Raw genomic sequence first — 14,578 nt, 5'->3', positions numbered from 1 at the left:
CGCTGGGTAATGACGCTTGGAACTCACGCCTGCATGGCGGAGTTTGCAAGCGACAATGCATCCGATGAACGAGTTCTCTCACGCCAACCACCCTGCCTTGCCACCCCACGCCAACCAGTGGCTGGGTCTGCAGCAAGAATGCGCGCCCGCAGGGCACTGGGATGAAATGCGCGGGGCCTTGACGGAAGCTGGCGACAGCTCGTTGAACGGACGCGATGAACCCCCCAAGCCGCAAGCCACGCTAAGCAGCGCCTGGCTCAGCTTTGCAGCGCAGCAGGACATGGCCACCCTGCCCCCCAAGGGGGCAGCAGATGGCCCCCACGCAGTGGCCGACACCCACGATCTGAATACACGCATGCTCAACTTGCAAAGGCAAGTGCGCGACAACGGCATCACCTACAACGTGTACGCCGCAGCCGACCAACCCCAGCGGCCCTGGTCTCTGGACCTGTTTCCGCTGATGCTGGACCAAGCCGACTGGCAACAAATTGAATCGGGGGTGCTGCAGCGCATGCAGCTGCTCGAACGCATCATGGCCGACGCTTATGGGCCGCAACAACTGGTCCTCAAAGGCCAGTTGCCCGCCGCCCTGGTTCAGGGTCACCCCGCCTATTTGCCCGCCATGCAGGGCGTGCCTCCCGTGGGGGGGAGCTACTTGTCACTGGCCGCCTTTGACCTGGCACGCGGTGCAGACGGCTGCTGGTGGCTCTTGTCCCAGCGCACCCAGGCACCCTCGGGGCTGGGGTATTTGCTGGAAAACCGGCAAATCGTCTCGCGCCTGTTTCCACGGGCCTTTGAAGCTTTCCCGGTTCAACGCTTGGCCGAAACCTACCGCACGCTGATCGACGGCATCAAGGCCCGCAGCCCCGCCGGTGCCGGTGCCCACATCGCGCTGCTCACACCTGGCCCCTACAACGAAACCTATTTCGAGCACGCTTATCTGGCACGCTATTTGGGTTTGAGTCTGGTGCAAGGCAATGACTTGACAGTTCGCGATGAAAAGCTGTACCTCAAGACCTTGCAGGGGCTGCAGCCAGTGCACGGGCTCTTGAAACGCGTCGATGACGACTGGCTGGACCCGCTGGAGTTGCGTGCCGACTCCACCCTGGGCGTGCCCGGCTTGCTGCAAGCCGTGCGCAGCGGCCATGTGCTGGTGGCCAACACACCCGGCTCGGGATTTCTCGAATCGAATGCGCTGCTGGGCTTCATGCCCGCTTTGGCGCGTGATTTGCTGGGGCAAGCGCTGCAGTTGCCCGCCATCCCCAGCTGGTGGTGTGGTGAAGCGGCAGCGCTGCAAGACGTGCTGCCGCGCATTCAGGGCTGCGTGATCAAACCCACTTACCCCTACAACACGGACCGCCAAAGTTTTGAACCGGTGTTGGGCCACAGTCTGTCGCGTCAAGCGCAAAACGAATGGGCCGGGCGCATTTTGCGCGACCCCGATGCGCACACTTTGCAGTCGTGGCTGCCCTTGTCGCACCAACCGACTTGGCAAACCGACGCACAGGGCCAAGCCTGCATTCAATCGCGCCCCGTGGTGCTGCGGGTGTTTGCCGTGACCGATGCCCAGGGCGGCTGGCAGGTACTGCCCGGAGGTTTGGCCAGACTGGGCACCCGTGAAGGCATCGCATCGATGCAGCGCGGTGGCAGCAGCGCCGACGTGTGGGTGCAAAAGGCCTCCAGTGGCCCGACGCAGTCGCAGTCGCAGTCGCAGTCACAGTCACAGTCACAGTCACAGTCACAGTCACAGTCACAGTCGCAGTCGTCACCCATGCCATGGCGTCCTGCGCCAGCTCCGGTGGCCCCGCGGGACCTCAGCGCCATGGACACGCAGGCCGACGTCAGTGCCCTGCAAAGACAACGCTTGGTCACCAGTCGGGCTGCTGAAAACCTGTTCTGGATGGGCCGCTACACCGAGCGCACCGAAAACACCTTGCGCCTGGTGCGCTTGAGCCTGGAAATTTTGGGCAGCGAAAACCAAAACCTGCCCAGCCTGCTGAACTTCATCACCCGCATGGCCACCCGCCATGGCTTGGTGCGTGCCGGTGTGCCCGCCGCCACGCAGGCGCACCGGGTGTTTGAACGCTCGTTGATTGCCGGACTGTGGGACCGCGAACTGGCCACCAGCGTGGGGTTCAACTTGCGCTCTGTGCGTTTGGCTGCCGCAGCGGTGCGCGAGCGCCTCTCCCCGGAACACTGGCGCTTGCTGGAACAAGCCGAAACACGTTTTTTCAAACCCGTCGGCACCGAGGTGTCTTGGGTGGCCCCCGACACCGTGGCAGCCCAAAGCCTTTTGGCCGACACCAGCCAAATGCTGGCGGCCCTCACCGGTGCCCAAACCGACCGCATGAGCCGCGACGATGGCTGGCGTTTGCTCTCGATTGGCCGGCACATTGAGCGTTTGACCTTCTTGTCCCATGCTTTGAGTGAAGCCGTGCACCTGGGGCTGATGGCCGAACAAGCCGGCTTTGACGCCGTGCTGGACCTGTTCGACAGCACCATCAGTTTTCATGCCCAGTACCAACAAAGTCGAACCCCACAGGCTTTGATGGACCTGCTGGTCACGCATTCGGACAACCCGCGATCACTCGGCTGGGTGGCACACACCCTGCGCTCCCGATTGCTGCGCATGGGCAACTTGGCCGACGGTGCCACCTTGGCCTTGGCCCAACAAGTGCCGCAAATGATTGACCTGCCCCCCGAATCGCTGTGGCCCCCTGAAACCCACGACCGTGCCGGGCGGCCACGTCCACCCTGCACCTTGGCACTGCCCCTGGATGCCGTGTTGGCCCATTGCCAAACTGCGGCCCATGAGGTTTCAGACCAGTTGTGTGCTTTGTTTTTCACCCACAGCGGTCAAGCCCGCTACAGCGTGGGCGCTTGAACCCCGAACCCCGCATGCACCTGTCCATCACGCACGACACCCGATACCGCTACAGCCCCTCCGTTCAAACGGCGCAGCATGTGGCGCACTTGCAGCCGGCCCATACCCCGTGCCAAAAAGTCGTGAGCCATGTCATGTGGGTCGAACCCCAGGCCACGGTGGTGCACCACATCGATGCCTTTTTGAACCACCGCGCTTACTGGGCATTGACCCATCCACACGATGGCCTGACGGTTCGGGCACACAGCGAAATCATCACCAAGCCACTGCCCCCGGGCAGCAGCAAGCAAAGCTGGGAGTCGGTCCGCGAGCACTTTCGTTACCGTGGCGGGCATGCCGGTGATGTGCACAGTGGCTACGTTTTCGGCTCTCACCATGCCCCCGTGAACGAAGCCTTTGTGGCCTATGCCCAAAGCAGCTTCCCCCCTGGCCGCCCACTTCAGCAAGCCGCGCAAGAACTCACGGCCCGCATGCACCGCGATTTCCATTACGAAACGGCCAGCACCGACATCAACACCCCGGCGCTGGAGGCGCTGCAAAACAAACGCGGGGTTTGCCAGGACTTTGCCCACATCCTGGTGGCTTGTCTGCGCTCGCTGGGCTTGCCCGCCCGCTACGTGAGCGGCTACCTGCTCACCCAGCCGCCGCCTGGCCAGCCCCGCCTGGTGGGCAGCGACGCCTCGCACGCCTGGGCCTCGGTGTATGTGCCCGAGCTGGCCAGCCACGCCAGTCAAGGCTGGCTGGACCTCGACCCCACCAACGACCGCTGTGGCTTGGCGAGTCCGGGCGAAGACTACGTGCGTCTGGCCGTGGGCCGCGATTTTGCCGATGTCTCGCCCCTGCGCGGCGTGCTGCAAGGCGGCGGCTCGCACACCCTCGAGGTCGCCGTCACGGTGGCACCTCTGGACATTTGATCTGGACATTTGATCTGGACGTTTGATCTGGACCAGCGATCTGGGCGTGAGATATCGGCGGCCATCCACCCGCCCCTTCAGCGACAATCTCCCTTTTGCCACTCCTGCACAGGCGGGAGTCCAACTTCAACCCGCGACCGAGATCACCACCATGAGCGTTTACGACACCCTGAAATCCCTGAACATTGAATTGCCCCCCGTGGCCGTGCCTGCTGCGGCCTATGTGCCCTTTGTGCAGACCGGCAACCTGGTTTTCCTGTCCGGCCACATTGCCAAGAAAGACGGCAAAGCCTGGGTCGGCCAGCATGGCAAAAACATCAGCACCGCCGAAGGCCAGCAAGCCGCCCGCGCCGTGGCCATTGACCTGATGGGCACCCTGCACGCCGCCGTGGGCGACCTGAATAAGGTCAAGCGCATCGTCAAAGTGATGAGCCTGGTCAACTCCACAGGCGACTTCACCGAGCAACACCTGGTGACCAACGGCTGCAGCGAATTGCTCGGCCAGGTCTTTGGCCCCCAAGTCGGTGCGCATGCCCGCAGCGCCTTTGGTGTGGCGCAAATCCCCATGGGCGCTTGCGTCGAGATCGAACTCATCGCCGAAATCGGCTGATCTGCGGCCATGCCCATTGAGCTGAGCAAAGAGGACCGCGCTCAGGCGATTGCCAGCATCGAGCGCTACTTTGAGGCCAACTTCGAGCAGAAAATCGGCAACATTTCTGCCGGTGCCCTGCTTGGTTTTGTCCTCGAAGAAATCGGCCCCAGCATCTACAACCGCGCCGTGAGCGACGCCAAAGAGCGCATGCTCATGCGCGTGGAAGACCTTGAATACGAAGTCCGTGCGGACGAATTCCAGTATTGGCAAAAGTTCAACCAACGCAAACCATGAACAAGGCCCTCATCGCGCTGACCCTGCTGGGGGGCCTGTCAGGTTGCGGCCTGATTTCAACGCAAGGCGTGTACGAAGAAATCCGCGCCCAGGAAAGGGCCAAGGCCGTGGGCAGCGGCGCCGCCCCGGGAACCCCTCTGCCGTCCTACGATCAATACCAAAAAGAGCGCTCAGTGCTCTCGCCCGAACCCCGTTGAACACCGCATGCAACCTGTTGAACTGAAACACGCTTACCGTTTGCTCAACCACGGCCCCACGGTGCTGGTGGGCAGCCAGCATGCAGGCCAAAGCAATGTGATGGCCGCCGCTTGGGCCATGCCCTTGGACTTTGACGCCCCCAAGATCGCGGTCGTGGTCGACAAAAGCACCCTCACCCGTGATCTGATCGATGCTTCGGGCGTGCTCAGCCTCTGCGTGCCCACGGTGGCCATGAAACACCTGGTCATGGCCGCAGGCAGCATGAGCGGCAAGAACCACCCCGACAAACTGAGCCTGTGCAAGATCAGCACTCAGCCCGCACCGCAAACCGGCGTCCCATTGGTAGAAGGCTGCATCGCCCAGATGGAGTGCCGCGTGCTGCCCGCCACTGCCCATGTGGCGGGGCCACACGATTTGATTTTGGCCGAGGTGATCGGTGCCTGGGCCGATGAACGTGTGTTCAGCCAAGGCCGCTGGCACTTTGAAAACGCCCCACCCGAATTGCGCAGCCTTCACCATGTGGCGGGCGGCCACTTTTATGCCATTGGCGAGGCGGTCCAGGCTTTGCCTGTGGTCAACGCCTGAATTTCCAAACCAGCAACCTTCAACAACCGGAGACTTTCATGACCATTTCCATGTCCAGCGCCAGCCTGCCCGTGTGCACCCGCATGCTCACCAACCTGAGCCACATTCTGGCCAAGGCCGAGCAATTCGTCGAAACCAAAAAGATCGACCCCACGGCGCTCACCACTTACCGTCTGGCCCCCGACATGTTCCCCTGCACTCGCCAGGTCTTGATTGCCTGCGACGCCGCCAAAAACGGCGTGGCACGCCTGTCAGGCATCGACGCGCCCAAGTTTGAGGACACCGAAACCACCCTGGCCCAGTTGCAAGAGCGCATCCAGAAAACCCTGGCCTTCATCGCCACTGTGCCCGCCACAGCGCTGGACGGCACCGAAGACAAAGAGATCACCTTCCCCGCAGGCCCGGGCAAAACCCGCACCCTCAAAGGTCAGGATTACCTGACGGGCTGGATGCTGCCCAACTTGTACTTCCACATCACCACGGCGTACACCATCCTTCGCCACAACGGCGTGGAAGTGGGCAAGATCGATTACCTGCTGGGTGCGCAGGGCTGAGGTCTCCAGCCATACACAGGCCAGGCGCGGAAGATTTCACCGCGCCTGGTACTTGGCAACTGCACGCGCTCAACGGCAACTGAAGCTGCTGGCCTCTTCCAGCGAGCCGCTGCCCTTGTAAGTGGCCACCGTGGGGTAAGCGCACAGCGGGCGTGTGCGCTTGGCCGACCAATCGGCGGGCAGCTCGGTGTTCACGCCGCCCGCGTTGCCTGCACCACGCACACTGGCCGCCACGGCTTGCGGTGCCTCGCCCTGCTCGACCCACTTGACCAAGGGTCCGAGCAAGTCAAATTGGTCAGCGGCCGGGCCCATGCTGCAGTGGTTCATGCCGGGCACCGGGAAGTAGCGTGCAAAGTCAGCGCCGGGGTTCAGGCCCGCCTTGCCCACGCGCTCCACCCACTGGCGGGTGTCTTCGGCAGAAAAGATCGCATCACTCACCCCGTGGTACAGCACCACCTTGGCCCCCCGAGCGCGCACAGCGGCCAAGTTGGTGGGATGGGCTTCGCCGGGCGGGGTCATGATCGACCAACCCGACTCGCGGTAGGTGTCGTTGGTGGCGCTGAACATCTCCAAACGCGCAGCGATGTTGTCCTTGAGCGGGTCCACTGGCGTAGGTGGCACGCTGAAGATCGTGCGAAGCGCCAGCGGATCGCGGATCAAAGAATCGACGAACTTCCAGGTGCCCCAGTTGGCACCCGCCACGCCCGGGTCATAAGGAAAACTGGCGTAAATCCGTTGACCTGCGGGGGTGTGTGCCCCCTCAAACACGCGGGCCACCACGTCTTTTTGTTCAGTGGTCAGGCAAGCGCCATGGCGCGCCCCCGTGCAGGTGGGTACATCGGTCTTCACCTTGAAAGCCGCCTGACAAGCCTGCGTGGCTTGCACCATGCCGTCTTGGGCCCCATCCAGCGCATCACACTTGTCCGCAATGGCCTTGGCCACGGTCAAGCGCTCTTGCGGGGTGAAGGCACTGGCCAGATCGGGCAGTGTGCCGTTGGGGTTGAGCGGGTTTTTGACGGTGGCCCCGGGTGTGGCCAGCGGTGCCCACTGCTGAGCGCCCCAGATTTGGGCCAGTGCCGCATAGGGCAAACGGTAACCCGGAGCCCCCACCAGATAGCCGTCGTACTGGTCGCCCAAACGCGCAGCGGCCACCATGGCGTGCCGCCCACCGTTGGAGCAGCCACCGATATAGGAGCGGTCAGGTCCTTTGCCATAGGCCCCCCGAATCAGTTGCTTGGCCATGGGGGTGAGTTTTTCTACCGCCTGGTAGCCGTAATCCAGCCGCGCCTGGGGCTCCAGGCCAAACACCGTGGTTTGTGGTCCGCTGTGCCCTGCATCCGAGCTGATGACCGCAAACCCCTGCATGAGTGCCCCCGTCAGTGGCCCCCCACCCAAGGCCCCAATCGCCGCCTGAACGTTGCCATCCAGGCCACCATTGCCTTGGTAATAAAAACGGCCATTCCACGCCACGGGCAAACGCATCTCAAACCCAATGGCGTAATCGCGGCCATCGCTGCCCTTGCGCTCATGCATGCGGCCTTTGACCAAACAATGCTCGGGTATGGCTTGTGTGCCCTGCCGCAGTGCGCCTGAGGACACCACGGCAGCCGATTCAATGCGGGTGTGGTCCAGCTTCAACTGACCCGTCAATGCGGTGCAGTTCACCAGACTGCCCCCGGTTGCGGCTTTGAGTTGAGCCACGGGGCGTTCGGGCAAGGCGCTGCAGGCGACCAAAACGCCAGCAGCCGACAGGATGCCCAGACCTTGGGCCCAAGCTTGAATCTTCATTTTTTGCACGGTTCATCTCCAACAGTCCAGACATTCAGCAAGGTTATTCCAAAGTCAGCGATTTGTCTGTCATCTGTGCAGTTCCCGCTGCACGCCAACTGTTTGTCGTCAATGGAAGCCCAGCCTTGAATGAAAGTGGCCATCTTCAGTGCCTGTCAAAAGCACCCGGAAATTGGCGTCATGCAAGAATTGACCATGCCCTTCAAACTCAACGCCTATGGACAACGCCTCTTGCTGTGGTTGGTGCTCTCTGCCCTGGGGGCTGTGCTGCTGGCACGCTCCGAGCTGAGGCAGCTGCGCGAAGCGTTTGAGACCGATGCCCGCATTAGCCACCGCTTGCTCAGCCAACGCGCGGTCCAGCACGAAGCAGTGCTGGCCACGCTGGCCTTGCTGCAACCGACGGCGCAGCCTGGCGTTGCCGACACGGCAGAACAGCGTTTGTCATCGGTGTACCCGCAAATTCTGAGTGTGCAACGGCGTGACCCTGGCAGCATCTGGCCCAACACCAGCTTGGTGGATGCAGAAAACGCCTCGCGCCAGACGCAGCACGCCGCACTGGCGAATCTGGATTTCACGGATCAACTTGGACGCTACCAACTGGTGCTCGCGGCCCAACCCAGCAGTTTTTCTTTGTTGATTGACATGTCTGCCAGCGTGCCTTGGAGCGACTGGTCCATGCCAGTGCAAAGCAGCCCCGTTCGGGTGACGCTGGAGCAAGCGGGCAAAGTGTTTGTGGTGCAACCAGGGCGTGTGACCCCGTCGGGCTGGCGCTTTGAGTTTCGCAAAAATCTGGCCAGCCTGAGCCAGCCATTTGAGCTGGTGGCCGTGCGCCAGGTGGGCTGGCTTGAGTTGCCCTGGGGCGTGATGGCCGTGTGGACATTGCTGATGGCGGCCTTGATGGCGGGCTGGTCAGCTTGGCAGCGCCAGCGCAACGCACGCCGACGTGCCGAAGAATTGCTGCGCGTGGGGCAGGTGGAGCGCCTGAACACGCTGGGGGAGCTGGCTGCAGGCATGGCCCATGAACTGAACCAGCCACTCACCGCCATTCTGGCCAACACCCAGGCGGCCAAACGCTTGCTTCAAGACGACCCCGACGAACTGCCCGCCGCACTGCAAGCCATGCATCAAGCCGTGGTGCAAGCCCGCCGCGCAGCCGATGTATTGGCCCGCTTGCGCCGCGCGGTAGAGCAACCCAACGCGGCGCAGCCGAGTCAGGTGGTTGACTTGGCACAAGCCGTGCGCAATGCGCTGGACTTGCTGGCGCCCGAGGGCAAGCGCCGAGGTGTCACCGTCTCCGTGCAAGTGGTGCAGCCTGTCCAGGTGCTGGCCGAACGGGTGGCGCTGGAGCAAATCGTGCACAACCTGCTGACCAATGCCTTGCAGGCACTGGACCTGGTGCCGATGTCAGAGCGTCATCTGAGTCTGCACATTGAAGTGGTGTCAGGTAGGGGTGTGCTGCGCGTGGCAGATACCGGACCGGGCATTGCACCAGAGACTTTGCCACATGTGTTTGAACCTTTTTTCACCACCCGCGAAGGCGGACTCGGATTGGGGCTGAGCTTGTGTGAAACTCTGGCCACAGGCATGGATGGGCAACTGATTGCCCAGGCCAATGCGCCACGTGGCGCGGTTTTTACCCTCACCCTGCCAATGGCACCCGGCCCATGAATGCACCGCTCTCACCGCTGATCCATTTGATTGACGACGATGAGGCCGTACGCGCCAGCCTGGCGCTGCTGATCGGCACCGTGGGCTTGCGGGTGCAGACTTGGGCTGATCCGCAGGATTTCATGCAGGGTTTCGACCGTCAGGGCATTGGTGCCATCGTGCTCGATGTGCGCATGCCCGGCACCAGCGGCCTGACTGTGCTCGACGCGCTGATGGCCCAAGGTGTGGATCAGCCCGTGGTCATGCTCACCGGGCACGGCACGGTAGAGCTGTGTCGGCGTGCTTTTAAATCGGGTGCGACCGAGTTTTTGGAAAAACCGATCAATGACGAGCTGTTGGTCGAAACCTTGCAAAACGCCGTGCGCCAGCATGTGCGCTCACGTGAACGGCACCAAGCCAGCCGGCAAGCGCATGAGCGTTATGCACAGTTGTCCGGACGCGAGCGTGAAGTGCTGGGCCTGATCATCGAGGGGCTGACCAACAAGGAAATTGGTCGTTCTCTGGGCTTGTCGCCCCGTACCGTAGAGACCCACCGCGCCAACCTGTTTGGCAAACTGCAAGTGGAGTCTCTGGCGCACCTGATACGCCACTACGCCACGGTGGCCGCGCAATCCGATGCCTGAACCAAGCGGCTACTTTGCTGATTGGCTCGGAAAGACTGCGTAGTTCTACGGATGCTCGCACGTAACTGCACGAATGGTCAGCGTGCGCAGGCTTGATTACATTTTCTGCAGGGGATGAACAGTGGCTTCATCACCCATTTTTTTAAGCAAGAAACCCCATGCGATCCATTCATTACTCCACCGCTTTTGTTTTGTCATTGGCCAGTTTGGGCGCCAGCGCCCAAGCCGTTCGTGTTGAAAAGAACATGTCACTTGAACTGGCCACCAAACTCGCGGCCGCCACCGTGGCCGCTTGCAGTGCCGACAAATACAACGTGACCGCCACCGTTGTTGACCGTGCTGGTGGCGTGCGTGCAGTGCATCGCGCTGACAATGCTGGCCCACACACCCTGGCCGCCAGCCAGGCCAAGGCATTCACCTCGGCTTCTGGCAAAAATACCACCACGGCCATGTGGGAAGGTGTGCAAAAGAACCCGGCTTCGGCCAATGTGGCCATGATTCCAGGTTACCTGCTGCTGGGGGGTGGTGTGCCAGTGAAGGTCGGCGACGAGGTGATTGGCGCCGTGGGCGTGGGTGGTGCACCCGGTGGCCACCTGGATGAAAAATGTGCCTTAGCAGGCATCGCCAGTTTGCAAGACATGCTGAAGTAAGCCAACTCTAAGCCAAGCAAGAAAAGACATGGAAATCAAAACCTCATTCCTCACCTGGTTCACAGCTGCGCTCTTGGCCCTCGCCACATGGGCGGGACCAGCCCAAGCGCAGATAGCCCCCAGCGCGGCAGAGGCTGCGCGTTACACAGGCTTGCATGCGGCAGCGCACAAGGGTGATTTGGTGCAGCTTAAAAAGCTGCTCGCCAGCGGTGCCAGCGTCAATGCGCGAGACCCATTTGGCCGCACGCCAGTGCATGTGGCCACTTTTGCCAAGCATCCCGAGATCATTCGTGCCCTGGCCTTGGCGGGTGCGAGCCTTGAACTGCTGGAAAACGACCGCTACGACGCGGTCACGATTGCTGCAGTGGCCGATGACGAAGAGACCTTGCGGGTGTTGCTCGGTTTGGGTGCCAGTGCCAAACTCACCACAAGCCGGTACGACGGCACCGCCCTGATTGCAGCGGCCCACTTGGGGCACGACGGGGTGGTGAGGCAATTGATTGCTGCGGGTGCTCCGCTGGACCATGTCAACAACCTGCATTGGACAGCCATGATCGAGTCCGTTGTGTTGGGCCAGGGTGGTGTCAGGCATCAAGCTGTGTTGCAGGCGCTGCTGGCGGCCGGTGCCAGCACCCGATTGACCGACCGCCAGGGCAATACGCCGCTGGTGCTGGCGAAAGCCCGGGGATTTGCGGCCATGGTGGGAATGTTGGAGAAGGATGGCCTGAGCAAGTGATGCAGTGACGGCCATGTTCAGACCCAACCCATCTGAGCTTCAGTGGGCTTGATTCTCGACCCCTTATCCCATGCGTGAAGGCTTGCCCACACACCCTGAGGTCCATGTGGAACTGTTCACGCCTTTTACCCAAGACCGCGCTTTAGTCAGCTGGGACCGTCCTGCCAGATGCCCACGCCCTCAATGAAGCGATCTGCTCATGCATGACAACTGACAAGGGCCTTGTCACAGACAACTCCTTGAGCATGTGATCTGTGCCGGGGTTTTCTCGCTCGCTCAATGCGCGGTACATACCGTCAATGACCACCTGTTCAATTTCTGAGCCAGAAAAACCTTCACTAGCTCGTGAAAGCTGACTGAGGTCAAAAAAACGCGGGTCCAAATTGCGCTTGCCCAGGTGAATGGCAAAAATATCTTGTCGAACCGCCTGACTCGGCAGGTCCACAAAAAAAATCTCGTCAAATCTGCCTTTTCGGAGCAACTCAGGAGGTAGTCGTGATACATCGTTGGCGGTGGCCACAAGGAAAACTTTTGCGTGTCGTTCATTCATCCAAGTCAACAGGCTGCCCAAAATCCGGTGTGATACACCACCATCGGCATCGCCCGAGCCATTGGCCACGCTTTTTTCAATTTCATCAATCCACAAGACACAGGGCGCCATTGCCTCCGCTTGGCGCAAGGCCTCCTTCAGGTTGTGCTCGGATTCGCCCAGCCACTTGCTGTACAAGTTGCCAAAATCCAAGCGCATCAACGGCACATGCCAACACCCCGCTACGGCCTTGGCCGCCAAACTTTTGCCCGTACCTTGCACGCCCAAAAGCAGCAAGCCCTTGGGCGGGTCAATACCCTGATCGGCGCGCTCTCCTGTGAAAGTGGCGCGCCTCAATTCCAGCCATTGCTTGAGGTGGTTCAGTCCTCCGACGAGATCAAGACCTTGTGTCTCAATAACAAACTCAATCAGTCCGTCTTTACCGGAGTTTTCTCTTTTGAAATTGAGGATCCGCTTCAGGTCTATCAGTGTCAAACGTCCATCGTCACGAATACTCTCCGCCATCAGTCGACGCACATCTTCTTCGTTTAATCCGGCAAGGTGTCTGACCAGTTTGTCCTCCATGTCACCAGGCTTTATGAACTTGCGTCCACGGTCTTCCCACAGCCATCGATAGACTTCTTCATAGTAAATTTCACGAATGAGTTCACTGTCGGGGAGTGGGGGTGTGAAATACTTTCCAACTCGCTTCAAGTGATCGGGCAATTCAAGGTGGTCGCCCACCAATATCACTGTTCGTAATTGGCCATGCGCGTCTTCCGCCAAATCTATCAGGAGGCGCAAGACCGCAGGGTCCTTGAGATGGGGTTGCGGATCCAATATAACGACCAAGCCCGCGTGAATGTCACTTTTGACGTAAGAGAGTGCTTCCTTTATGTCTTTGATCTGTGGCTGTTGGTCCAATTGGGTTAGACACGTCAGCGCGCCTGTTGCATTCCACGTGAACAAGGGTGTTTGTCGTTCACGAGCCAAGGCTTCAACATGATTAAGGATCCTTGAATCCTCCAAGGTCTCAATGAATACCAAAACTGCGCCCTGGGCTATAAGGGTATCGAGATCCGTAAGACTGTTGATCATGGTGCTAAAAGGAGGTATTTTTAATGCGTCTCTCAAGAGCAAAATTCAAGAGAAAACCATTTACATCAAAAAGTTTCATCAACATTCATGCTATTGCACATTGATCTGTTATCGACTGCCAGGGTCAACCAAAAGTTGATCTTCATCAACAAAGCCCTTCGATTTGGATTGACCTTGCGCTCGAAAAACGTATCCCTTGCTCAGTAGTGTCCGGGTCACGGGCTATATCTCATTTGCTTAGTCATTTTTCGACACACCTGTCATTGAGACAGACTTTGATTCGTGCCAAATGAAAACGTTGCAGGGGCTCCGGCAGACCTGATCGGCGAGTTCAGCCGGGCAGCGATGCAGACAATGGATAACAGCAGATAAGCCTGTCGCGCGTTTTTGAACTCCAGATTCAAAAATACTGGAAAAGGACAAGAATGAAAGTGGCCATCTTCAGTGCCTGTGAAAAGCACCCGGAAATTGGCGTCATGCTTGCCACAAAAAGATCAAACGAAGTCGCTTGCAAGAGCCAGAAACAAAAAAGCCCACTCGGTGAGGAGTGGGCTAAATTGTTGGTTTAAATGGGGTGGCTGATGGGGCTCGAACCCTCATCTGAATGGTACCTAGGGGCATACAGGGGCACGTAAGTCCTTGATTTCATTAGAAACGCAACATTTCCATGCCCCCCTGTTCCCCTAAATTAGCATTGATTTAGCACTGGGAACTTACCTCGACTTATCGAACGATCTCAATCAGACAAGATTTAATAATTAAATCCCACCATGAGATCTTTTTCAAAGAAATCGGCATAGGGGGGCCGCGATTTTCGCAGCCGCCCCTGCCACACCACCCGGCATGCGGGTCCGCACCGGGCGGTTCGAGAGCTTGAGGTCATGACAGCCTTGGCACTCCCAACCTATCAAAGTACGCAATCGTCAGCACCGTCTTGAGCAGCCGGTCACTGTTGCGCCACCAGCGACGGCTATTCACCGCCACTTGCCGCGCCACGTTCTCCTTTGCTCCCAATGCCTTCAGTTCCCGATAGATCGCCCTGGGCCTCTTCCAGTGCTTGAGCTGGATCGCTCGTAATCGATGACGCAGCCACTCGTCCAACTCTCGCCAGACCCTGGGCGTTTGCGACATCCCGAAGTACGCCTTCCAGCCCAGCACGTAGGGCCGCAGCTTTTCCACCACTTGCGCCATGCTGCGCCCACCCGAGCGGCGCGTGAGTTGCCGGATGCGGGCCTTGAAGTTGTCCAGTGCCTTGTAGGCCACCGCACATTTGGCGAAGTCATCAAGGCGCTGTCTGAGTATGCCGACCGCATGTCGGCAGACTTGCTGGTGGTGGGCCATCGGCACGAGAGCAATTTGCTGCGCCGCTGGTGGAGCGGTTCGACCGCCAAGGCCTTGGTGGACGAGTCGCCTTGTAATGTGTTGATTGTGGTGGAGCGCAGCGCCTGAACGGCCCAAACAGCCC

At 60.0% G+C, this 14,578-nt stretch carries 14 protein-coding genes and 1 pseudogene; 12 read left to right on the top strand and 3 right to left on the bottom strand.

The window, feature by feature from the left end; translation table 11 throughout:
- Nucleotides 1-64 precede the first annotated feature (64 nt).
- The 7 genes from AMM41_RS20215 (at nucleotide 65) to AMM41_RS20185 (ending at nucleotide 6,021) form a co-directional block, all read left to right on the top strand.
- On the top strand, nucleotides 65-2,884 hold the full coding sequence (locus tag AMM41_RS20215; RefSeq protein ID WP_089963562.1) for a circularly permuted type 2 ATP-grasp protein: 2,820 nt from the start codon (nucleotides 65-67) through the stop codon (nucleotides 2,882-2,884).
- Entirely contained in the window at nucleotides 2,881-3,798 is a 918-nt protein-coding gene (locus AMM41_RS20210) for a transglutaminase family protein (protein ID WP_368664980.1), read from the top strand. The genes AMM41_RS20215 and AMM41_RS20210 overlap by 4 nt, the downstream gene beginning before the upstream one ends.
- 151 nt (nucleotides 3,799-3,949) lie before the next feature.
- Nucleotides 3,950-4,408: a RidA family protein gene (locus AMM41_RS20205; protein WP_089963560.1), complete on the top strand. Its 459-nt coding sequence runs from the start codon at nucleotides 3,950-3,952 to the stop codon at nucleotides 4,406-4,408.
- 9 nt (nucleotides 4,409-4,417) lie between these two features.
- Entirely contained in the window at nucleotides 4,418-4,684 is a 267-nt protein-coding gene (locus tag AMM41_RS20200; RefSeq protein ID WP_089963559.1) for a DUF2164 domain-containing protein, read from the top strand.
- Nucleotides 4,681-4,881, top strand: coding sequence for a hypothetical protein (locus tag AMM41_RS20195; protein WP_089963557.1), 201 nt, complete (start codon nucleotides 4,681-4,683; stop codon nucleotides 4,879-4,881). Before AMM41_RS20200 ends, AMM41_RS20195 begins: the two co-directional genes overlap by 4 nt.
- Nucleotides 4,882-4,888: 7 nt before the next feature.
- Entirely contained in the window at nucleotides 4,889-5,467 is a 579-nt protein-coding gene (locus AMM41_RS20190; protein ID WP_089963555.1) for a flavin reductase family protein, read from the top strand.
- 38 nt (nucleotides 5,468-5,505) lie between these two features.
- A complete protein-coding gene (locus AMM41_RS20185; RefSeq protein WP_089963553.1) occupies nucleotides 5,506-6,021 on the top strand; it encodes a DUF1993 domain-containing protein in 516 nt (171 codons plus the stop codon).
- A 69-nt stretch (nucleotides 6,022-6,090) separates the two neighbouring features.
- Here AMM41_RS20185 and AMM41_RS20180 read toward each other — a convergent pair whose 3' ends face one another.
- Nucleotides 6,091-7,809 carry a tannase/feruloyl esterase family alpha/beta hydrolase gene (locus AMM41_RS20180; protein ID WP_089963552.1) on the bottom strand — a complete coding sequence of 573 codons (1,719 nt, stop codon included), beginning with the start codon at nucleotides 7,807-7,809 and terminating at the stop codon, nucleotides 6,091-6,093.
- A gap of 180 nt (nucleotides 7,810-7,989) precedes the next feature.
- Here AMM41_RS20180 and AMM41_RS20175 point away from each other — a divergent pair, with 180 nt between their 5' ends.
- From AMM41_RS20175 to AMM41_RS20160, 4 genes are all read left to right on the top strand, one after another.
- Entirely contained in the window at nucleotides 7,990-9,477 is a 1,488-nt protein-coding gene (locus AMM41_RS20175; RefSeq protein ID WP_228769378.1) for a sensor histidine kinase, read from the top strand.
- Nucleotides 9,474-10,100, top strand: coding sequence for a response regulator transcription factor (locus tag AMM41_RS20170; protein ID WP_089963550.1), 627 nt, complete (start codon nucleotides 9,474-9,476; stop codon nucleotides 10,098-10,100). The genes AMM41_RS20175 and AMM41_RS20170 overlap by 4 nt, the downstream gene beginning before the upstream one ends.
- 158 nt (nucleotides 10,101-10,258) lie before the next feature.
- Nucleotides 10,259-10,750 (top strand): GlcG/HbpS family heme-binding protein, encoded by a 492-nt coding sequence (locus AMM41_RS20165; protein ID WP_089963548.1) that lies wholly within the window; start codon nucleotides 10,259-10,261, stop codon nucleotides 10,748-10,750.
- A gap of 28 nt (nucleotides 10,751-10,778) precedes the next feature.
- Entirely contained in the window at nucleotides 10,779-11,486 is a 708-nt protein-coding gene (locus AMM41_RS20160) for an ankyrin repeat domain-containing protein (protein ID WP_089963547.1), read from the top strand.
- A gap of 142 nt (nucleotides 11,487-11,628) precedes the next feature.
- Here AMM41_RS20160 and AMM41_RS20155 read toward each other — a convergent pair whose 3' ends face one another.
- Both AMM41_RS20155 and AMM41_RS20150 read right to left on the bottom strand, forming a co-directional pair.
- The gene (locus tag AMM41_RS20155; protein WP_089963545.1) at nucleotides 11,629-13,113 is read right to left on the bottom strand and encodes an AAA family ATPase; all 1,485 of its coding nucleotides are present in this window, start codon (nucleotides 13,111-13,113) and stop codon (nucleotides 11,629-11,631) included.
- Between the two features lie 879 nt (nucleotides 13,114-13,992).
- A pseudogene (locus AMM41_RS20150) lies at nucleotides 13,993-14,376 on the bottom strand (group II intron maturase-specific domain-containing protein); the annotation flags it as partial.
- On the opposite strand from AMM41_RS20150, the gene AMM41_RS20145 reads away from it, so the two are divergent.
- Nucleotides 14,296-14,562 (top strand): universal stress protein, encoded by a 267-nt coding sequence (locus AMM41_RS20145; protein ID WP_089963543.1) that lies wholly within the window; start codon nucleotides 14,296-14,298, stop codon nucleotides 14,560-14,562. The pseudogene AMM41_RS20150 and the gene AMM41_RS20145 sit on opposite strands and share 81 nt — an antisense overlap.
- Nucleotides 14,563-14,578 lie beyond the last annotated feature (16 nt).

The sequence above is a fragment of the Limnohabitans sp. 2KL-3 genome, assembly GCF_001269405.1.
GTDB lineage: Bacteria > Pseudomonadota > Gammaproteobacteria > Burkholderiales > Burkholderiaceae_C > Limnohabitans_A.
Note: the sequence above shows the minus strand (reverse complement) of the source record. Positions and strands in the feature narration are given on the sequence as shown.

Excerpts from the sequence above, each read along its gene's own strand:
- AMM41_RS20170 (WP_089963550.1), top strand. The coding sequence starts at position 9,474 with ATGAATGCACCGCTCTCACCGCTGATCCATTTGATTGACGACGATGAG.
- AMM41_RS20175 (WP_228769378.1), top strand. The coding sequence starts at position 7,990 with ATGCAAGAATTGACCATGCCCTTCAAACTCAACGCCTATGGACAACGC.
- AMM41_RS20200 (WP_089963559.1), top strand. The coding sequence starts at position 4,418 with ATGCCCATTGAGCTGAGCAAAGAGGACCGCGCTCAGGCGATTGCCAGC.
- AMM41_RS20190 (WP_089963555.1), top strand. The coding sequence starts at position 4,889 with ATGCAACCTGTTGAACTGAAACACGCTTACCGTTTGCTCAACCACGGC.
- AMM41_RS20180 (WP_089963552.1), bottom strand. The coding sequence starts at position 7,809 with ATGAAGATTCAAGCTTGGGCCCAAGGTCTGGGCATCCTGTCGGCTGCT.
- AMM41_RS20185 (WP_089963553.1), top strand. The coding sequence starts at position 5,506 with ATGACCATTTCCATGTCCAGCGCCAGCCTGCCCGTGTGCACCCGCATG.
- AMM41_RS20155 (WP_089963545.1), bottom strand. The coding sequence starts at position 13,113 with ATGATCAACAGTCTTACGGATCTCGATACCCTTATAGCCCAGGGCGCA.
- AMM41_RS20195 (WP_089963557.1), top strand. The coding sequence starts at position 4,681 with ATGAACAAGGCCCTCATCGCGCTGACCCTGCTGGGGGGCCTGTCAGGT.
- AMM41_RS20165 (WP_089963548.1), top strand. The coding sequence starts at position 10,259 with ATGCGATCCATTCATTACTCCACCGCTTTTGTTTTGTCATTGGCCAGT.
- AMM41_RS20205 (WP_089963560.1), top strand. The coding sequence starts at position 3,950 with ATGAGCGTTTACGACACCCTGAAATCCCTGAACATTGAATTGCCCCCC.
- AMM41_RS20215 (WP_089963562.1), top strand. The coding sequence starts at position 65 with ATGAACGAGTTCTCTCACGCCAACCACCCTGCCTTGCCACCCCACGCC.
- AMM41_RS20160 (WP_089963547.1), top strand. The coding sequence starts at position 10,779 with ATGGAAATCAAAACCTCATTCCTCACCTGGTTCACAGCTGCGCTCTTG.